The organism is Micrococcus sp. 63XJN7_6_ISO-PGPR-S23-444 (assembly GCF_058072765.1).
On record NZ_CM176516.1, the window covers coordinates 1,030,902 to 1,049,471 of the forward strand.

Annotated in this window: 21 protein-coding genes; 16 read left to right on the top strand and 5 right to left on the bottom strand. The window is 70.5% G+C overall.

The genetic code is table 11. The annotated features are described in order from the left end of the window. Positions 1-47 precede the first annotated feature (47 nt). The 3 genes from AC3RJ9_RS04790 to AC3RJ9_RS04800 all read left to right on the top strand — a co-directional run bounded on the left by AC3RJ9_RS04790 (position 48) and on the right by AC3RJ9_RS04800 (position 3,392). Positions 48-953, top strand: coding sequence for a class F sortase (locus AC3RJ9_RS04790; protein WP_063189606.1), 906 nt, complete (start codon positions 48-50; stop codon positions 951-953). Positions 954-1,075: 122 nt separating this feature from the next. Then, positions 1,076-2,146, top strand: coding sequence for a DUF305 domain-containing protein (locus tag AC3RJ9_RS04795; protein WP_123244150.1), 1,071 nt, complete (start codon positions 1,076-1,078; stop codon positions 2,144-2,146). A gap of 202 nt (positions 2,147-2,348) precedes the next feature. Beyond that, positions 2,349-3,392, top strand: coding sequence for a hypothetical protein (locus AC3RJ9_RS04800; RefSeq protein ID WP_036338930.1), 1,044 nt, complete (start codon positions 2,349-2,351; stop codon positions 3,390-3,392). A 9-nt stretch (positions 3,393-3,401) separates the two neighbouring features. Here the strand turns inward: AC3RJ9_RS04800 and AC3RJ9_RS04805 are convergent, their stop codons facing one another. Then, on the bottom strand, positions 3,402-3,707 hold the full coding sequence (locus AC3RJ9_RS04805) for a GNAT family N-acetyltransferase (protein ID WP_036338933.1): 306 nt from the start codon (positions 3,705-3,707) through the stop codon (positions 3,402-3,404). 411 nt (positions 3,708-4,118) lie between these two features. Here AC3RJ9_RS04805 and nrdH point away from each other — a divergent pair, with 411 nt between their 5' ends. The 9 genes from nrdH to AC3RJ9_RS04850 all read left to right on the top strand — a co-directional run bounded on the left by nrdH (position 4,119) and on the right by AC3RJ9_RS04850 (position 13,154). Beyond that, the gene (gene nrdH, locus AC3RJ9_RS04810; RefSeq protein ID WP_036313172.1) at positions 4,119-4,364 is read left to right on the top strand and encodes a glutaredoxin-like protein NrdH; all 246 of its coding nucleotides are present in this window, start codon (positions 4,119-4,121) and stop codon (positions 4,362-4,364) included. An 11-nt stretch (positions 4,365-4,375) separates the two neighbouring features. Then, entirely contained in the window at positions 4,376-4,843 is a 468-nt protein-coding gene (gene nrdI, locus AC3RJ9_RS04815; RefSeq protein ID WP_004167610.1) for a class Ib ribonucleoside-diphosphate reductase assembly flavoprotein NrdI, read from the top strand. A gap of 47 nt (positions 4,844-4,890) precedes the next feature. Then, complete coding sequence (gene nrdE, locus AC3RJ9_RS04820) at positions 4,891-7,017, top strand: class 1b ribonucleoside-diphosphate reductase subunit alpha (RefSeq protein ID WP_182488475.1); 2,127 nt, start codon at positions 4,891-4,893, stop codon at positions 7,015-7,017. A gap of 249 nt (positions 7,018-7,266) precedes the next feature. Continuing rightward, positions 7,267-8,250 carry a class 1b ribonucleoside-diphosphate reductase subunit beta gene (gene nrdF, locus AC3RJ9_RS04825; RefSeq protein ID WP_152743901.1) on the top strand — a complete coding sequence of 328 codons (984 nt, stop codon included), beginning with the start codon at positions 7,267-7,269 and terminating at the stop codon, positions 8,248-8,250. Positions 8,251-8,757: 507 nt separating this feature from the next. Continuing rightward, complete coding sequence (locus AC3RJ9_RS04830; RefSeq protein ID WP_123244148.1) at positions 8,758-9,663, top strand: MetQ/NlpA family ABC transporter substrate-binding protein; 906 nt, start codon at positions 8,758-8,760, stop codon at positions 9,661-9,663. Between the two features lie 3 nt (positions 9,664-9,666). Next, positions 9,667-10,761, top strand: coding sequence for a methionine ABC transporter ATP-binding protein (locus tag AC3RJ9_RS04835; RefSeq protein WP_159833103.1), 1,095 nt, complete (start codon positions 9,667-9,669; stop codon positions 10,759-10,761). Continuing rightward, a complete protein-coding gene (locus AC3RJ9_RS04840; RefSeq protein WP_036313181.1) occupies positions 10,758-11,435 on the top strand; it encodes a methionine ABC transporter permease in 678 nt (225 codons plus the stop codon). Before AC3RJ9_RS04835 ends, AC3RJ9_RS04840 begins: the two co-directional genes overlap by 4 nt. An 85-nt stretch (positions 11,436-11,520) precedes the next feature. Then, positions 11,521-12,387 carry a thioesterase family protein gene (locus tag AC3RJ9_RS04845; protein ID WP_036381633.1) on the top strand — a complete coding sequence of 289 codons (867 nt, stop codon included), beginning with the start codon at positions 11,521-11,523 and terminating at the stop codon, positions 12,385-12,387. Continuing rightward, positions 12,384-13,154 (top strand): lipoate--protein ligase family protein, encoded by a 771-nt coding sequence (locus AC3RJ9_RS04850; protein ID WP_036381636.1) that lies wholly within the window; start codon positions 12,384-12,386, stop codon positions 13,152-13,154. Before AC3RJ9_RS04845 ends, AC3RJ9_RS04850 begins: the two co-directional genes overlap by 4 nt. Positions 13,155-13,181: 27 nt before the next feature. On the opposite strand, the gene AC3RJ9_RS04855 is transcribed toward AC3RJ9_RS04850, so the two are convergent. From AC3RJ9_RS04855 to AC3RJ9_RS04865, 3 genes are read right to left on the bottom strand one after another with little or no spacing between them, the layout of a single operon-like run. Further along, positions 13,182-13,802, bottom strand: a complete 621-nt coding sequence (locus tag AC3RJ9_RS04855) for a uridine kinase family protein (RefSeq protein ID WP_036338950.1) — start codon at positions 13,800-13,802, stop codon at positions 13,182-13,184. A gap of 32 nt (positions 13,803-13,834) precedes the next feature. After that, positions 13,835-14,491: an MBL fold metallo-hydrolase gene (locus AC3RJ9_RS04860; RefSeq protein ID WP_004167600.1), complete on the bottom strand. Its 657-nt coding sequence runs from the start codon at positions 14,489-14,491 to the stop codon at positions 13,835-13,837. Continuing rightward, complete coding sequence (locus AC3RJ9_RS04865) at positions 14,491-15,585, bottom strand: S-(hydroxymethyl)mycothiol dehydrogenase (protein WP_036381639.1); 1,095 nt, start codon at positions 15,583-15,585, stop codon at positions 14,491-14,493. Before AC3RJ9_RS04865 ends, AC3RJ9_RS04860 begins: the two co-directional genes overlap by 1 nt. A 205-nt stretch (positions 15,586-15,790) precedes the next feature. On the opposite strand from AC3RJ9_RS04865, the gene AC3RJ9_RS04870 reads away from it, so the two are divergent. The 4 genes from AC3RJ9_RS04870 (at position 15,791) to AC3RJ9_RS04885 (ending at position 17,565) form a co-directional block, all read left to right on the top strand. Then, positions 15,791-16,048: a hypothetical protein gene (locus AC3RJ9_RS04870; protein ID WP_036381642.1), complete on the top strand. Its 258-nt coding sequence runs from the start codon at positions 15,791-15,793 to the stop codon at positions 16,046-16,048. A 1-nt stretch (position 16,049) separates the two neighbouring features. Next, on the top strand, positions 16,050-16,871 hold the full coding sequence (locus AC3RJ9_RS04875; protein ID WP_036381670.1) for an SOS response-associated peptidase: 822 nt from the start codon (positions 16,050-16,052) through the stop codon (positions 16,869-16,871). A gap of 92 nt (positions 16,872-16,963) precedes the next feature. Beyond that, a complete protein-coding gene (locus AC3RJ9_RS04880; RefSeq protein WP_020628069.1) occupies positions 16,964-17,323 on the top strand; it encodes a hypothetical protein in 360 nt (119 codons plus the stop codon). Next, positions 17,320-17,565: a hypothetical protein gene (locus AC3RJ9_RS04885; protein WP_036381645.1), complete on the top strand. Its 246-nt coding sequence runs from the start codon at positions 17,320-17,322 to the stop codon at positions 17,563-17,565. Before AC3RJ9_RS04880 ends, AC3RJ9_RS04885 begins: the two co-directional genes overlap by 4 nt. Positions 17,566-17,633: 68 nt before the next feature. Here AC3RJ9_RS04885 and AC3RJ9_RS04890 read toward each other — a convergent pair whose 3' ends face one another. After that, complete coding sequence (locus AC3RJ9_RS04890) at positions 17,634-18,104, bottom strand: PKD domain-containing protein (RefSeq protein ID WP_004167595.1); 471 nt, start codon at positions 18,102-18,104, stop codon at positions 17,634-17,636. Positions 18,105-18,570 lie beyond the last annotated feature (466 nt).

Below are 18,570 nucleotides of genomic sequence, written 5' to 3' on the forward strand. Positions count from 1 at the left end.
CGCGGCCCCGGGCGGGCCGCGTCGATGCACACGAGGGGAGAACCCGGATGAACACCACCGTCCGACGCGCCCTGTGGGTGGTCCTGGTGCTGCTGTGCCTGGGACTCGTGTTCCTCGCGCTGCGCGGGGTGCTGGCGGTCGGCGCCGTGCCGATCAGCGCCGCCCCCACCCTCAGCGCCACGGCGTCCGCGACCCCGTCGCCGTCGCCGTCGCCGTCCTCGGCACGCTTCACGCCCAGCCCCGCAACGACGGCCACCCCGACCCCGACGCCGAGCCCGTCCTCGGCGTCACCCACGCGGGAGGCGGCGGTTCCCGTCGAGACCCAGGAGCTCGCCGGCACACCCACGCCGTCCGAGGAGCCGACCCCCACCGAGGAGCCGGCGCCGTCCGAGGAGCCGGCACCGTCCGAGGAGCCGACCCCCGCCGCGGCCGCCCACCTCTCCGGCCCCGCCGCCCCGTGGGACGAGGTCACGGCGACGCCCGTGCACGTGGACGTCCACCAGGACGGCGAGCAGATCGTCGGAGCGGGGATCGACCTCACGCAGTTGGATGAGGGCGGCGACCTGGACCCGGAGCCACAGACGGTCGGCTGGTACGGCCCGCCGCAGTGGGGCACCACGCCGGGGGAGCGGTCCCGGTACGCGGGGGTCCTGGCCGGGCACGTCGTCTACCACGGCGTGCGGGACGTGTTCTGGAACCTGGGCGACGTGCGCGCGGGTGCCGTCGTCGTGGTGACATACGACGACGGCACGCAGGCCGCCTTCGAGGCGGACGCGGACGCGGTCTCGGTGGAGAAGGAGGCGCTCACCCAGGATCCGTCGCACCGCTGGGCATGGGAGCCCGGGGGCGACGACGCGAAGGTCACGCTGATCACGTGCGACCTCGTGCCGGGCACCGGGATGGCCGGGAACGCCTTCAACAACTGGGTGGTGCAGGCCACCCGCGTCGCCTGAGGCCGCGGCGACCCCGGGGCCGGGAGGCCGGAGGGGTACCCTGGGGAGGCCGGGGCGGCCGACCGCGTCGGACCGCCCTTGACCCCGTGACCGGGTGACGACCGCCGAGAGGACCTGCGCCCATGAGCCGAGCCGACATCGCCCCCGCCCGCGTGCACCCCCGCCGCTGGAGCGTGGCCGTCGGAGGGGCGCTCCTGAGCATCACCCTGGCCACCGGCGGCTGCAGCGTCGCCGAGGAGCCCGGACAGACCGGTGGCACGGAGGCGGGGAACACCTACCTGGAGGGCGTGCTGGCCAGCCCCAGCCAGACGTCCGCCGACCCGCTCGCGGCGGACATCCAGTTCGCGGGTCTGCTGCTGCGCAACCACCGCGACGCGATCCAGCAGTCCGATCAGGTGCTGGGCAAGGACGGCGTGGACCAGGAGATCCGGGCCACCGCCGAACGGATGAAGTCCGAGCACGAGGAGCGGGCGGGCCGGCTCGAGTCGATGCTCGAGGGCTGGGGCGTCCCCTCGGATGACGTGCGCGGTGCGGGTGCCGAGGCGACCCCGTCTGCGCAGCCCGAGTCCACGGAGGACGCGGAGCCGGCGGAGATCGTGGGCGACGAGCTGCGCGCCGGACTCCTGTCCGACCGGGAGAAGAACGTGCTGGCCGCCGCCGAGCCGGAGGAGGCAGGACGGATCTACCTGCTCCAGATGCGCCGCCTCTATCAGGGCGCGCTGACGATCTCCGCCACGGAGGCGGAGGACGGCTCGGACGACGCGGCGAAGGAGCTGGCCTCCAGCGTGGTCGAGGGCCACCGCAAGGAGCTGGAGAGTTTGGCCGCGACGCTCGCGGAGATGGGCGTGATCGGGTCGAGCGGGGCGCGCACGGCGGAACCGTCCGGGTTCACCGGCCCCATCAAGATCGAGGGCACCGGCGCCGACGGCGGCTCCGTCCCCTCGGACTTCGTCCCGGAGCCGCTGCAGCGGGTGCGCAACTTCCGCGCCACCCAGAAGCCGGTGCTGCCGTCGTCGAGCTCGCCCAGTTCCTCCAGCGCGTCGGGCTCCGCCAGCGCCTCCGGCCGGGACGCCGAGGACCAGCGGGGGCGGGACGCCGCGTCGGCGAGCCCGTCGCCCAGCCCGGCCGACACGGCGCAGGCCACCCCGCGCCCCTCCTCCGGGGCGAGCCCCTCGCCCAGCGCGTCCCGCTGACGCGCGGCGCCGGCCGGCCCGATCCGCATCGCGCGTCGCCGTGACCGAGTCGATAGCGCTTCGTCACCGGACAGTGACCCGCCTCACGTCCGCGCGGCGTAGATTCGTGCCGAAGCGGCGAGTGCGGCATCCGGTCGACCTCGGGCGTCCGAGCCGGAGAACCCTTCGGCCCGTCGCAGCACCGCACCCCTGGAGGAGCACGATGCGCACCGCCCGACCGACCCGCCTTGCCGCCGCCCTGGGCGCCGGCGTCCTTCTCACCGGCCTGGGGGCGACCCCTGCCCTCGCCTCACCCGCCCACCCCGCTGGATGGACCGCCGAGCACGGCCTGCCCGGCGGATCCTTCCTCGTGGCCGGCGCGGAGGGTGAGACCGGTGCCTCCTTCGGCACCGAGTTCGAGGTGGACGAGTCCGACGTCCGCCTGACGGTGGCTCCGGTGCTGGAGGGGGAGGCCCGCGGCGCCGAGACCGAGGTCCCGTTCACGTACGACGACGAGTTGGAGCGCGGTGACTTCGACGTCGCCGCGGCCCGGCGGAGCCTGGGCGAGTCGGGGACCGGTCCCGTCGTCTACACCCTCTACGTCCTGGGCGGCGAGGTGGCCGCCCTCACCTACGGTCCGGACGCCGACCTCACCGACGCTGACCCGGGCGAGCCGCTGCGCGCCGACCAGCGTCATGAGCTCGGCTTCCACATGCTCCCCACCGCCTGGGACACCACCCTGCTCGCGGCGCCGGGGGAGCGACACGTGTTCATCTCCTCGTACACGGGCGATGAGGCGGCGCCGCTGACGCTCGTCGCGGGCCCGGCCGAGGGTCGGGTCGTCGAGGTGACGGAGGAGGAGACCGGCGGGCCGCGCGGCTACGTGTACCAGGCGCCCGAGGGCTTCACCGGATCCGACACCGTCACCCTGCGGGCCACGAGGGACGGCGTGACGACGACGCGGACGGTGACCGTGCGGTTCGGCGATCCCCGCGTGGACCTCTACGACTGGGAGAACGGGCGGATCCCGGGGTTCGTGACCTTCCCCGTGGCCGGCCCGTTCGACGACGCTCCGGGCCAGCCGGCCGATCCCGACACTCCCACCTCGCCGGCGGAGCCCGAGACCCCTGCGGATCCGGCCGACGGCGAGCACACGGTGCCGGACACGGTCGAGACCGGGCGTGGTCCGGCGGCGTGGCCCGTCGCCGTCGCGGTGCTGGCCGCGGGCGTCCTGGCCGTGGTGCGCCGGCACCGCGTCGCGGCCTGACCGCGCCGGTCAGCGGGGCGCGAGCAGCGCGCTCTTCTCCGGGTGCTCGTCGAACCACTGGGCGACGTACCAGCACATCGGCACGATGCGGCGGCCCCCTGCGGGGCCGCCGTTCGTCGCGATGTCCTCGACGGCGCCCGCGGTCAGCGCGGCGGCGTGGCCCCGGCCGCGGTGCACCGGGATGGTGAACGCGCGGTTCAGGGAGACGGCCGCGCCGTTGTCCCGGAAGTCGAGGACGGCGAGCAGTGTGCCGCCGTCGTGGAGCTCGTAGCGGGACTCGGCGTCATTGCGGGTGACGGTGGGGGAGGTGCTCATGCCGGGGCAACCCCCGGTGGTCACGGGGTATTCCGACGCCGGCCGGCGGCGGGCTCCTACATGTAGTGGTCCGCGGGGGCCGGACACGCCGCTCGCGGACGTGGCGAACCCGACTTTCCGGCTGTGGGAACCCGGCCCCGAGATCTCCACCGGCTGTGGACAGTCGACCTCGGTCCCGGCGTGTCCCGCATGTCCGCGCGGATCGTCTCGCACAGCAGGGTGTGGACAGGATGGGCAGAGGGTGGGGATACGTAACTACAGCGGTGTGACTACTACATGTAGGGATGGTTCCCGGCTGTGATCACTAGATGTAGTATCGACGCAGATGTTCGGCACGCCCCGTGATTCACCTCGCGGGCGCCGCGCCGACACCCGCAGACCACCAGAGACCACGAAGGAACAGGGATCGCCATGACCGTCACCGTGTACACCAAGCCGGCCTGCGTGCAGTGCAACGCCACCTACCGTGCACTGGACAAGAAGGGCATCGCCTACGAGGTCGTGGACATGTCCCAGGACCCCGCCGCCCTCGAGCGCGTCCGTGCCCTCGGCTTCATGCAGGCCCCCGTCGTCGTCACCGAGACCGACTCCTGGTCCGGCTTCCGCCCGGACAAGATCGCCGAGCTCGCCGAGTCCGCCGCGGCATCGGTGGCCTGACCGGAGTCGACATGACCGTCGCCGCGGACCCGAGCCACATCCGCTCGGCCGAGGCGCAGGGGCTCGTCCCCACCGACGCGGGACTGATCTACTTCTCCTCCGCCTCCAACTACACGCACCGCTTCGTCGAGAAGCTCGAGCTGCCCGAGGACCGGGTGGCTCGACTGCCGTTGATCACCCGGGAGCCCACCCTCGGGGCCACCGCCCCGTACGTCCTGATGACCCCCACCTACGGCGGGGGCAGCGGGCCGGGCGCGGTCCCGAAGCAGGTGATCAAGTTCCTCAACGTCCCGGAGAACCGTCACTGGATTCGGGGTGTGATCGCGTCCGGGAACACCAACTTCCATGAGGGCTACTGCCTGGCCGGCTACATCATCTCCCGCAAGTGCCAGGTGCCCCTCATGTACAAATTCGAGCTGATGGGCACGCCCGACGACGTCGAACGCGTCCGCGGCGGCCTGGAAGGACTGTGGACATGACCACCACCGCACCCACCGAGGCGGACCTCATCCGCCAGGCGAAGAACATGCCCGCCGAGTGGCAGAACCTCGGCTACCACGAGCTCAACGCCATGCTGAACCTCTACGGCGCCGACGGTCGCATCCAGTTCGAGGCCGACCACGCGGCCGCGCGCCAGTACTTCCTGCAGCACGTCAACACCAACACGGTGTTCTTCCACGACCTGGAGGAGAAGCTCGACTACCTGCAGAAGAACGACTACTACGAGACCGAGACGTTCGAGCAGTACCCCTTCGAGTTCATCCGGGGCCTGTTCGATCGTGCCTACAAGGCCAAGTTCCGCTTCCCGACCTTCCTCGGCGCGTTCAAGTTCTACACCTCGTACGCCCTGAAGACCTTCGACGGCAAGCGCTACCTCGAGCGCTACGAGGACCGCGTCGCCGTCGTCGCCCTCCACCTGGCCCGGGGCGACCAGGAGCTGGCCACCCACCTGGTGGACGAGATGATCGCCGGCCGCTTCCAGCCGGCCACCCCCACGTTCCTCAACTCGGGCAAGAAGCAGCGCGGTGAGCTCGTCTCCTGCTTCCTGCTGCGCATCGAGGACAACATGGAGTCGATCGCCCGCGGCATCAACTCCGCCCTGCAGCTGTCCAAGCGCGGCGGCGGCGTGGCCCTCTCGCTGACCAACATCCGCGAGCACGGCGCGCCCATCAAGCAGATCGAGAACCAGTCCTCCGGCGTCATCCCCGTGATGAAGCTCCTCGAGGACTCCTTCTCCTACGCCAACCAGCTCGGCGCGCGCCAGGGCGCCGGCGCGGTGTACCTCAACGCGCACCACCCGGACATCCACCGCTTCCTCGACACCAAGCGCGAGAACGCGGACGAGAAGATCCGCATCAAGACCCTCTCCCTCGGCGTCGTGATCCCGGACATCACGTTCCAGCTGGCGAAGAAGAACGAGGACATGTACCTGTTCTCGCCGTACGACGTCGAGCGCGTCTACGGGGTGCCGTTCTCCGAGATCTCCGTGACCGAGAAGTACTACGAGATGGTCGACGACGCGCGGATCAAGAAGACCAAGATCAGCGCGCGTGAGTTCTTCCAGACCATCGCCGAGATCCAGTTCGAGTCCGGCTACCCGTACGTCGTGTTCGAGGACACCGTGAACGCCGCGAACCCGATCAAGGGCCGCATCACCATGTCCAACCTGTGCTCCGAGATCCTGCAGGTCTCCGAGGCCTCCGAGTACAACGAGGACCTGAGCTACGCCCACGTGGGCCAGGACATCTCCTGCAACCTCGGCTCGATGAACATCGCCAAGACCATGGACTCGCCGGACTTCGGCCGGTCCGTGGAGACCGCGATCCGTGCGCTGACGGCCGTGTCGGTCATGTCCGACATCCAGTCGGTGCCGTCCATCGCCAAGGGCAACGCGGCCTCCCACGCCATCGGCCTGGGGCAGATGAACCTCCACGGCTACCTGGCGCGCGAGCGCGTCCACTACGGCTCGGAGGAGGGCATCGACTTCACGAACATGTACTTCTACGCGGTGCTGTTCCACGCGCTGCGGGCCTCGAACCGGATCGCCATCGAGACCGGCCAGCGGTTCGGCGGGTTCGAGGACTCGAAGTACGCCTCGGGGGAGTTCTTCGACAAGTACACGGACCAGGAGTGGGCGCCCGCCACCGAGCGCGTCGCCGAGCTGTTCGCCGAGGCCGGCATCGCCCTGCCCACGCAGGACGACTGGCGTGAGCTGAAGGCCTCCGTCATGGAGCACGGCATCTTCAACCGCAACCTGCAGGCCGTCCCGCCGACGGGCTCGATCTCCTACATCAACAACTCGACCTCCTCGATCCACCCGGTGGCCTCGAAGATCGAGATCCGCAAGGAGGGCAAGCTCGGCCGCGTGTACTACCCGGCGCCGTACCTCACCAACGAGAACCTCGAGTACTACGAGGACGCGTACGAGATCGGCTACGAGAAGATCATCGACACGTACGCCGCGGCGACGCAGCACGTGGACCAGGGCCTGTCCCTGACGCTGTTCTTCAAGGACACGGCCACCACCCGTGACCTGAACCGCGCGCAGATCTACGCGTGGACGAAGGGCATCAAGACGATCTACTACATCCGCCTGCGCCAGCTCGCGCTGGAGGGCACCGAGGTCGAGGGCTGCGTCAGCTGCATGCTCTGACAGCCAGCCCTTCGAGGCGGGAAATCCGGCGTATTCCGCGCTTCTGAGCGCAGGTGCGCTCGATTTCCCGCCGCGAAGTGGAGCGGCGCGCCTGGCCGGGCGGGGCGGGCCCACGACGTCGTGAGCCCGGACCTGCCCGAGTGGCTGCCGCTGCCCCTGCGGGCCTAGACTGTCCCGGACCCGCGCCCCGCTGACCGTGCTCTCGAGAGCCCCCGGAATCCGCGGATTCTCAACGAATTCTTCTGAAGGATGTGCCCTGCCGTGACCGAGACCCAGCAGTCCCACCTCGTCGAGGCGATCAACTGGAACCGCATTCAGGACGAGAAGGACGTGGAGGTGTGGAACCGCCTCGTCAACAACTTCTGGCTGCCGGAGAAGGTGCCGCTGTCCAACGACGTCCAGTCCTGGTCCCACCTCACGGATGAGGAGCGGCTGCTCTCCATGCGCGTGTTCACGGGCCTGACCCTGCTGGACACGATCCAGGGCACCGTGGGCGCCGTCTCCCTCATCCCGGACGCCATGACCCCGCACGAGGAGGCCGTCCTCACGAACATCGCGTTCATGGAGTCGGTGCACGCGAAGTCGTACTCCTCGATCTTCTCCACGCTGGCCTCCACCCCGGAGATCGACGAGGCGTTCCGCTGGTCCCGTGAGAACCGGAACCTGCAGGCCAAGGCCCGCCTGATCGTGGAGCGCTATGACGGCCAGGACCCGTACAAGAAGAAGATCGCCTCCACCCTGCTCGAGTCCTTCCTCTTCTACTCGGGCTTCTACTGGCCCATGTACCTCTCCGGGCACGCCCGCCTCACCAACACCGCCGACCTGATCCGCCTGATCATCCGCGACGAGGCGGTGCACGGGTACTACATCGGCTACAAGTACCAGCGGAGCATCGAGACCCTGCCGGAGGAGAAGCGGGAGGAGCTCAAGGCGTTCACCTTCGAGCTGCTGTTCGAGCTGTACGAGAACGAGGTCGAGTACACCCATGACCTCTACGACGCCGTCGGTCTGGCCGAGGACGTGAAGAAGTTCCTGCACTACAACGCGAACAAGGCGCTGATGAACCTGGGCTACGAGCCCATGTTCCCGGCCGAGACCACGAACGTGAACCCCGCCATCCTCTCCGCGCTCTCCCCGAACTCGGACGAGAACCACGACTTCTTCTCCGGCTCCGGCTCCTCCTACGTGATCGGCAAGGCCGAGAACACCGAGGACGAGGACTGGGACTTCTGATCCCGTCCGCCTGAGCCCCGTCCCGACGACGGCCGGTCGCCTCCCCGCGGAGGCGCCCGGCCGTCGTCGTCTCGCGGGGGCATCACACGTCGGCCCCGGGCCCCGCAGTATGACGCTGCGCGTCACCGCCCTGCCCGATGGAGCGCACACGCTGCGATAGGCTTGGGCCCAGCTTCAGGAGAAGCGGCTGTGGACCCCGCCTCGGCGGGTCCACGTGGTCCCACGACGAGCCGCTCGCCAACCCCATGTTCACGGGTGGCAACGGACCGAGAAGCGGCCCGCCTCCGCTGCGTGCAGACCCCTCGAGGGGAGCCCGCGGTGACTGGGGGACGGGCAAGAGCAGCGTTCGAAAGGATCCCGGCCTCCGGCTCGGGGCGTCTCTCGCCCCCCGCCCGCCGTGCTGTGCCCCGCGGGGAATCACCCACCGCACGGCCCACCCCGCACCGTTCCGCACCCGCCGTGCCCACCCGCGCCGGCGACGTCGCACCGTCCTCCAAGGAGAACCCCATGACGACCCCCTCGAACATCTCCCGCCGCTCCTTCGCCGGCCTGTCCTTGGCCGCCGTCGGCGCGTTCGCCCTGACCGCCTGCAACTCGCAGGCCGAGAAGAAGGGCGACGACGGCGCCCAGACCGTGCGCATCGGCGTCGTGTCCGAGAACGAGACGCACCGCGCCCTGGTGAAGCTCGCCAAGGAGAAGCACGGCATCGACGTCGAGATCCGCAACTTCACCGAGTACACGCAGCCGAACCCGGCGCTGGACAACGGCGACATCGACATGAACTGGTTCCAGCACATCGCCTACCTGGCCGACTACAACCAGGCCTCCGGCAAGGACCTGACGCTGATCGGGACCACCGAGATCATCCCGCTGCCCCTGTACTCCAAGAAGTACAAAGACGTCTCCGAGTTCAAGAAGGGCGACACCGTCGCCATCCCGAACGACACCGTGAACCAGGCCCGCGCCATCAACGTGCTCGTCGCCGCCGGCCTGTTGAAGCTGTCCAACGAGACCATCCGCCCGGAGGTCCGCGACATCGACGAGGCCGCCTCCACCGTGACGGTGCAGCCCGTGGCCGCGCAGCAGACCGTGAACGCGCTCGAGTCCGTGCAGGGCGCGGTCATCAACAACACGTTCTCGGCCGACGCCGGCATCGACACGAACACCGCCCTGTTCAAGGACGACCCCCAGGCCGACTCCGCCAAGCCGTTCGTCAACGGCTTCGCCGTGCGCCGCGCGGACCGCGAGAACGAGACCTACAAGAAGGTCGCGGCCCTGTACCACGAGCAGGCCGTGCTGGACGAGTCCGCGAAGCTCTCCTCCGACACGAGCGTGCCGGTGCAGCTCGACGCCGCCCAGATCGACGAGACCCTGAAGCAGTACCAGGACGCGATCGCGAAGCAGGACGCCTGATCCATGGCAGGTTCCCATACGTCCGACCGTGACGCGGTCACCCCGGGGCGCCACTCTGAGGGCGCCCCGGGGGAGCCGGTCATCGTCTTCGACCACGTCAGCCGCGTCTACGCCGCCAAGAAGGGCCGCGGCGTCACGGCCGTGGACGACGTCTCGCTCTCCGTGCGACGCGGCGAGGTCTTCGGCGTGATCGGCTTCTCCGGCGCCGGCAAGTCCACCCTGATCCGCATGATCAACGGGCTGGAGAAGCCGACGTCGGGCACCGTCACGGTGCTGGGCCAGCAGGTCTCCCACCTGTCCGAGGCGAAGCTGCGTCCGCTGCGCACCCGCATCGGCATGGTGTTCCAGCAGTTCAACCTGCTGACCTCCCGCACGGTGGCCGGGAACATCGAGTTCGCCCTGGACACGGCCGGCTGGCCACGCTCCAAGCGCCGCGCTCGCGTGGCGGAGCTGCTCGAGTTCGTCGGCCTGGCGGACAAGGCCAAGCACTACCCGGAGCAGCTCTCGGGCGGCCAGAAGCAGCGCGTCGGCATCGCCCGCGCCCTGGCCGCCGAGCCGGAGATCCTGCTCGCGGACGAGGCCACCAGCGCCCTGGATCCCTCGACGACGCACGAGGTGCTCTCCGTGCTGCGCCGCGTCAACGAGGAGCTCGGGGTCACGATCGTGGCCATCACCCACGAGATGGAGGTCATCCGCTCGATCGCCGACCGCGTCGCCGTGATGGACACCGGCCGCGTGGTGGAGTCCGGCAAGGTCTACGACCTCTTCTCTCGGCCCGCCCACTCCGCCGACGCCGCGTCCTTCGTGGCCACGGCGCTCAAGGACCGGCCGAATGCCGAGGAGGTGGCCCGCATCCGGGCGCGCACCGAGGGTCGGCTGATCATGGTCTCGCTCAAGGACTCCGCCGCGGTCTCGGCGGTGCTCGGCACCGCATCGACGCGCGGCGTGGGCTTCGAGATCGTCCACGGCGGCATGTCCGCCACCAAGGACTCCGCGTACGGCCTGCTCACCGTGGCGCTCACGGGCGAGGCCGCCGCGGTGGACGCGTTTGTCGCGGACCTGGCCGGCGCCGGAGACGTGCAGGAGGTGCACCAGTGATCGACCGATTCCAGAACCTCGACTGGGGGTACTACGGCCCCGAGCTGATGACCGCCGTGGGGGACACCCTCTACATGGTCGGCTGGTCCTTCATCCTCGGCGGCATCCTCGGCCTGCTGGTCGGGCTCGTCCTCTACACCACGCGCCCGGGCGGCATCTTCGCCAACCGTGCCGTCTACCTGGTCACGAACTTCATCGTGAACCTCATCCGGCCCATCCCGTTCGTCATCCTCATCGCCGCCCTGCAGCCGCTGACCATCGCGGTGCTCGGCACCGGCATCGGCAACACCGCCGTGGTGTTCTGCATGATCTGGGCGTCCACGTTCGGCATCGCCCGCATCGTGGAGCAGAACCTCGTCTCGCTGGACCCCGGCGTGATCGAGGCCGCCCGCGCGATGGGCGCCTCCCGCATGCGGATCGTGCGCGCCGTGGTGCTGCCCGAGGCCCTCGGCCCGCTGATCCTCGGCTTCACGTTCGTGATCATCTCGCTCGTGGACATGTCCGCGATGGCGGGCATCATCGGCGGCGGCGGCGTCGGCAACTTCGCCATCGTGGAGGGCTACAACCGGTTCCGTCCGGAGGTCACCTGGCTGGCCGTGATCGTGGTGATCGTGTTCGTCCAGGCGCTGCAGCTGATCGGCAACGGCATCGCCCGCAAGGTCATGCGCCGCTGAACCCCGGCTCGGTCCGCACGACGACGGCCGGTGACATCCCCGCGGGGACGTCACCGGCCGTCGTCGTTCTGGCAGACTTCGGCCCATGACCGACATCACCTCCACCCCCGCGACCTCCGTCGCCGACGATCCCCTGGCCTTCTACGTCCGCCTCGGCGAGCCCACCGTGGACGCCGACGGCGTCCGCACCTCCCGCGTGCGCTCCACCGTGCACGCCCAGGGCGCATGGCGGGAAGAGGAGATGCACATGGCCGCCGTCTCGGGCCTGCTGCTGCACGAGGTCGCCGCGCACGAGACCACTCCCGGGCTGCGGGTGGGACGGCTCTCCTACGACATCCTGGGCACGCTCTGGTCGGGCGAGCTCGAGGTGGTCACGCGCACCCTGCGTCCGGGCCGGACCATCGAGCTCGTCGAGTCCGTGCTCCACGCCCGGGGCCGCACCGTGCTGACCCTGCGGGCCTGGCTGCTGTCCACCTCGGACACCTCCGCCGTCGCCCAGCTGCCGGACGAGCCCCTCCCGCCGCGCTCGCAGGCGCAGTCGCACAACGCGCTCCACGGATGGGGAGGCGGGTACATCGCCTCCCTCGACGGCGTCATCCTGCCCGGCCACGGGCCGGGCCACGGCCGGGTGTGGCTCACCACGGACCGCGAGATGGTGGCGGGGGAGAGCACGAGCGACCTGGTGCGCCTGATCAGCCTCACCGACGCAGCCAACGGGATCGCCCCGGCCCTGCCGGCGAAGCCGGGCGGGTGGTTCTTCCCCAACGTGGACCTGCAGATCCACCTGTACCGCGAGCCCACCGGCCACTGGCTCGGCCTCGCGGGGCAGGTCACGGTGGGCCCGGACGGCGTGGGCCTGACCAGCACCGTCCTCCACGACGACGACGGCCCCTTCGCCCACGTCGAGCAGACCCTCACCCTGCGCTCCTGGCCGGTCGAGGGCGGCCTGTGAGTGCAGCTCCCCGGCTGCGCTGGGCTGTGCAGGAGCGGACCCTCGGGGCCGTCGAAGACCTCGACTGGGCCATGGGCGAGCTGGCCGTCTTCCGCGCCGCCGCGGCCGAGGGAAGGGCCCTCGACGATCTGATCCGCGTCTACGTGCCCGAACCGACGGTCGCGTTCGGCCAGCGCGACGCGCGGCTGCCCGGTTTCGCGGCCGCGGCTGCGGCGGCCCGGGCCCACGGCTTCGCGCCGGCGGTGCGCCGGGCCGGCGGGAGGGCGGCGGCCTACCATCACGGCTGCCTGGTGGTGGACCACCTGAGCCAGCAGGAGGACGCGGCACTCACCCAGCAGGCCCGGTTCGCCGAGTTCGCCGACCTGTTCGTGCGGGCGTTCGCGCGCATGGACGTGCCCGCCTCCGTGGGCGAGATCCCGGGGGAGTACTGCCCGGGCGAGTTCTCCGTGCAGGGTCCTGCGCCGACGTACCCGGTGAAGCTGGCCGGCTCCGCGCAGCGCGTGGTGAAGGGGGCGTTCCTGTTCTCCACCCACGTGGTGGTGTCCGACCCCGCTCCGCTGCGGGCCGTGCTCGTCGACGTCTACCGGGAGCTCGGCCTGGACATGGACCCCCGCACGGCGGGCGCGGCCGAGGACGTGCGTCCCGGGGTGAGCGTTCCCGCGTTCGCCGCGGCCCTGCGGGAGGAGTACACGGCGTGGGCGGCCGCCGCCGGGATCGAGGTCGTGGCCGAGCAGCTCGCCGTCCTCGGCGCGCGCACCTCCGGCTGAGGGCACGGACTGGCTGCGGGCGGGCCGTCAGGCCGTGAGATCCGCGATGATCTCCCGCTTGCGTCGCGGGGTGAAGCCGGCCGCCACGGCCGCCGCCCGGCGCGCCGCGTCCGTCCGGTACAGGGACCAGCCCCGCTGCACGAGGAACGGCACCGGCTTGCGGCGTTCGGCGACATCGCGCACGAACCGGCGGGCCGCCGTCGTGGTCCGCGCCTGGTCGATGTACCAGGCCGCGTAGCGGACTCCGGCCCGGTCCAGGGCGGCGGGCATGCGCTCGGCGAAGATGCCCTCCGCCACGATCACCCCGCCCGGCTCGAGCGCGACGGTGCTGTGCCCGCGGACGGAGGACGTGGAGATGTCGTAGTCGGGCACGCGCGTGGCGCCCTCCTCGAGCAGTTCGACGACGGCGTCCACGGCCGCCTGCTCATCCCACGTTCCGGGGTGGTCCCAGTCGATCTCACCGTAGGGGGTGCGCGGGAACACGGGGCCGGGCCCGCCCGCGGCGCCGTCGTCGGACTGCGGACGGTAGAACGCATCGAGCGAGAGGTGGGGCCGGCCGTGCCGCCGGGCCAGGTAGGACTTGCCGGAGCCCGACGCGCCGCCGAGCAGGATCACGGAGGGAGGGGGCGAGGCGGGGAGGATGGTCACGGGGGACCATTCTTCCCCACCTCGGCGCGTCCTCAGTGGCCGCGGTCGATCCACTCCTGCAGGTGCGGCTTCTCCGTGCCGATTGTGGTGGAGTCGCCGTGGCCGGTGTGGACCACGGTGGCCTCCGGCAGCGGGAACAGGCGCTCGCGGATGGACTCGATGATCGTGTCGAAGTCCGAGTACGAGCGGCCGGTGGCGCCGGGCCCGCCCTGGAACAGGGTGTCGCCGGAGAACACGACGCCGGTCGGGGCGCCGTCGTCGCCGGCCTCGCCCAGCGCGGGGGCGTACAGGCAGACCGAGCCGGGGGAGTGGCCGGGGGTGTGCAGCACCCGCAGCTCGACGCCGGCCACGCGCAGGACGTCGCCCTCGGCGAGCGCGCCGTCGGGCTCCTCGTCGGGGAAGACGTCGTCCCAGAGCATGCGGTCTGCGGGGTGGAGCAGCACGGGGGCGTCCACCATCTGGCGGAACTCCTGGACCTGGCGGATGTGGTCGTCGTGGCCGTGGGTGAGGACGATGGCCAGCACCTGGCGGCCGTTCACCTTCTTCCAGACGGCCGAGGCGTCATGGGCCGGGTCGATGACGACGCACTGCTCCGCGCCGCCGACGATCCACACGTTGTTGTCCACGTCGAACGTCTCCCCGTCCAGGGAGAACGTGCCGGAGGTGACCAGGTGATCGATGCGCGCCATCAGAGCACCACCACCGAGCGCAGGACGTCGCCGGACTTCATCGTCTCGAAGGCCTCGTTCACCTCGTCCAGGGCGATGGTCTCCGTGACGAACTCGTCCAGCGGCAGGCGGCCCAGGCGGTACTGGTCCACGAGCATGGGGAAGTCGCGCTCCGGCAGGCAGTCGCCGTACCACGAGGACTTCAGCGCGCCGCCGCGGCCGAACACCTCCGGCAGGGGCAGCTTCAGTTCCATGCCGGGGGTGGGCACGCCCACCAGGACGACGCGGCCGGCCAGGTCCCGGGCGTAGAACGCCTGCTCGTAGGTCTCCGGGCGGCCGACCGCATCGATGACCACGTCGGCGCCGAAGCCGCCGGTCGCCGCGCGGATGGCCTCCACGGGGTCCTCGTCCTTCGAGTTCACGGTGTGGGTGGCGCCGAGCTCCTTGGCCTTGGCGAGCTTCTTGGCGTCGATGTCCACCGCGATGATCGTGGTGGCGCCGGCGAGCTTCGCCCCGGCGATCGAGGCCACGCCGACGCCGCCGCAGCCGATCACGGCCACGGACTCGCCGCGCTTGACCTCGCCGGTGTTGATGGCCGCGCCGATGCCGGCCATGATCCCGCAGCCGAGCAGGCCGACCGCGGCCTGTTCCTCGGGCGTGTCGACGCCGTCGACCTGGGTGCACTGCTTGGCGTGGACGAGCGTCTTGTCCGCGAACGCCCCGATGCCCAGGGCCGGGGACAACTCCGTGCCGTCCTCCAGGGTCATCTTCTGGGTCGCGTTGTGGGTGTTGAAGCAGTACTTCGGCTCGCCCTTGCGGCACGCGCGGCACTCGCCGCACACGGCGCGCCAGTTGAGGATCACGGTGTCGCCGACCTGGACGTGGTCGACGCCCTCGCCGATCGCGGAGACCACACCCGTGGCCTCGTGGCCGAGCAGGTACGGGTACTCGTCGCCGATCCCGCCCTGCTGGTAGTGCAGATCCGTGTGGCAGACGCCGCAGGTCTTGATGTCGACGACGGCCTCGCCGGGTCCCGGATCGGGGATGACGATGGTCTCGATGGTGACGGGGGCGTCCTTCGCCATGGCGACGACGCCGCGGACCTTCTGGGACACGTTGTTCCTCCTGGTGGTGGGGATCTGCCCGAGGCCGCGCATGCGTGAGGCGGCGCGGCGGGCGGGCTCGTTCTGCCCATCCCATCACAGGACCCTGTGCGACGCATCGGTGAGCAGCCGGGGGGCCTGGTGTATGGCGTCACCATGGCGGCCGGGGGAGACTGCAACCTGACCCGCAACACCGATGTGAACGGAGGGGCGAACCGTGGCAGGACATGGCAGAGACGAGGACGAGGCGTACGAGGCTCCGGAGGCTCCAGCCGGGGCTCCGGCCGGTGCCGGCACGCTCGCTCAGTGGCGCATCCTGCTGGTGGGGCTGCTGATCGGCGTCGGCCTGGGAGTGGTGTTCGGACTGGGCACCGAGAGTCCCTGGGGCACTGTGCTCGGCTGCGCGATGATGGGCTTCGCCCTCGGCATCGCGTGGATGTATGTCGATCGTGGCCGGGACGGGAGGGACCGCTGACGTGTGCGGCCGCTACGTGATGGCCCGCGCCACGAGCGACCTGGTGGCCCTGGGCGATGCCGAGACGAATGAGGAGCTGGTGCTGCGCCAGAGCTGGAACGTGGCGCCGACAGCCGAGGTGCCGATCCTCGTGGCGCATGCGGACGACGTCGGCGCCGGAGTGACCCGGCGGATCCACGTGGCGCGCTGGGGCCTGGTGCCGCCGTGGGCGAAGGAGCTGTCCGTGGGGTCCCGTGCGTTCAACGCGCGCTCGGAGACCGTGGCCTCCAAGCCGACGTTCCGGGCCGCCGTCCGCGCTCGACGCTGCGCCGTGCCGGTGGAGGGCTACTACGAGTGGAAGACGCCGGAGCCTGGCGCCAAGGGTCCCGACGGGCGGGCCGCGAAGAAGCAGCCCTACTACGTGCACCCGGCCGGGGCCGGGGACGGCGAGGGGCCGGTCATCTGGTTCGCCGGCCTGTACGAGTGGTGGCAGGACCCCGAGGCCAAGGCCGCGGGGGAGGACGCCTGGGTCCTCTCGACGACGATCCTCACCATGGCCGCGCCCGACGCGGACGACGACGATCCGGTGCTCGCCGCGCTCGGCCAGCTGCACGACCGGCTGCCCGTGCCCATGGATGCCGAGACGATGGACCGGTGGCTCGCTCCGGACACGCTCGGGTCTGCCGAAGAAGCCGACGCCCTCGTGGGCCAGGTGTGCGCCGGCGCGTACGACGTCGCGGCGGGCTGGTCGCTGCGGCCCGTGGGGAGCGCCGTGGGGAACGTCCGGAACAACGGGCCAGAACTGATCCAGGAGATGAGAGAGCAGCAGGGAACGCTGCTCTGAGAGACGGGGCGACGGGGATGACCTGCCCGTGAGACGCGGAAGCGCGGTGCCGCGGTGAGGCCGGAGACGGTCATCTCCTGTTCACCCTGTCCGTGGGCGGCACCCCGGTGGCCGCCCTCGACGACGAGACCGCCGGCATTCCGGAGGGCAACAGAGGCCCCTCTGCCGGGCTCGTCTACGCGTGGGGCGAGCACAGCCGGGCCGACCCCGTGTTTGGGGACTACCCCGAGCGGGTCCTCGCGCTGAAGTACGCCGAGCCGGGCGTGGAGCTGCCATTGTGGTCCAAGCGCCAGGGCGACGACGCGTCGGTCGCGGAACTCTCGTGGGGTCCGCGCTGGGGCACCCTCTGGCGCGACACCGCGTTGGAATTTTCACCGGGTTTCACTACCTCGCCGACGCGACATACCCGACCGACGACCGCCTCGTTCGCGACTGGTCGCTGGACGGGGTGACCAGGAGTGAGGACGTCATTATCACCCAGGACGCGGAGCGGTCCGACGTCTTCGCACTCGTGGAGTCGCTCGCGGATGGGCAGAAGCCCCGGGCCCTGAACGTGCCGGCGGGGGAGGACGCCCACACGACCCCGGACACGGTCGAGACCGGGCGTGAGGTTCCGGCGGGCGCGCTCGGAGCGCTCGCGGCCCTCGGCGCGGGACTCGTGCTCATGGCCCGGGGGCGGGTGCGCCGGGTCTGACACACCCGGCCGACGAGGGGGCCGCGGGGCGGTGGACGGGAGACCGTCGGCCGCCCCGCGGTCTGTGCTCAGCCGGCCGGAGCGGATTCGATGGGGCCGGTGCAGCCCCAGGCTGAGGAGTCGACGCTGCAGTCATCGGCGACATTGCGGGTGATGGTGCGCCAGATATTCGCGGTGACAGGGGCCGAGTCGAGGCTGATGGTGCCCGGGATGAGCACCCACTCGCCCCCGGCCTCCCGGTATTCGCCGATGTAGACGGTGGTGAGGCGGACCGTGTACTGCCCGGTGTCCTCGTACACGTGGCTCGTGGGGGTGGGGACGTTGAACTCCGGCTGGCTCTGGCCTGCGACCGAGGTGGTCTTGGTGGGGGAGCCGTCCCCGTAGTCCCAGTGGAAGCTCACCGGCGTGGCGCGGAGTTCGACCTCGACCCCGTTGAGGGTGGTGACGAGCGTGCGTGTCTCGGCGTCTGCGTAGAAGTTGGTCTCCGCATTGCGGATCCCGCGTCCGCCATTGTCCGACCGGATCTCAGGCTCCAGCACGAGGAGCGTGCGGACCTCGTCGATGGAGACGGGCGGGGCGCCGTTGCTGGAGGCCTTGGCCGTCCAACATTTAGGGGCGCCATAGGCGGGATTAGCATCAGGCTGACGAGTGTCTACGGTCTGCGCCCGGATCCACGAACCCTCGGGGCAGAAGTTCGCCTCTTGCTCTCGACAACTCTCGAAATCCGGATTGCCCAGCTGCCCCGAGAAGCATGCACTGACCGTTTTGTGCTCTAGGTGTGGGTCCGGGCGGGCGGCGGTCGCTGAGTAATCAGTTGCAACAACTGAACTCGAGGTTGCTGAGTGTCTATCTGAGCATCTCTTATTCGCCGCAATGCCCTTTTTATTTATTGAGTAGTGGCTCTTCGAAGAAGTGCACGACTCGATGTCTCGTGCGTGTGAAGGGGTGGCGGCGGCAGTGGTAGGCACGAATAGGAGGCTGATCAATAATGCCACTAATACAATC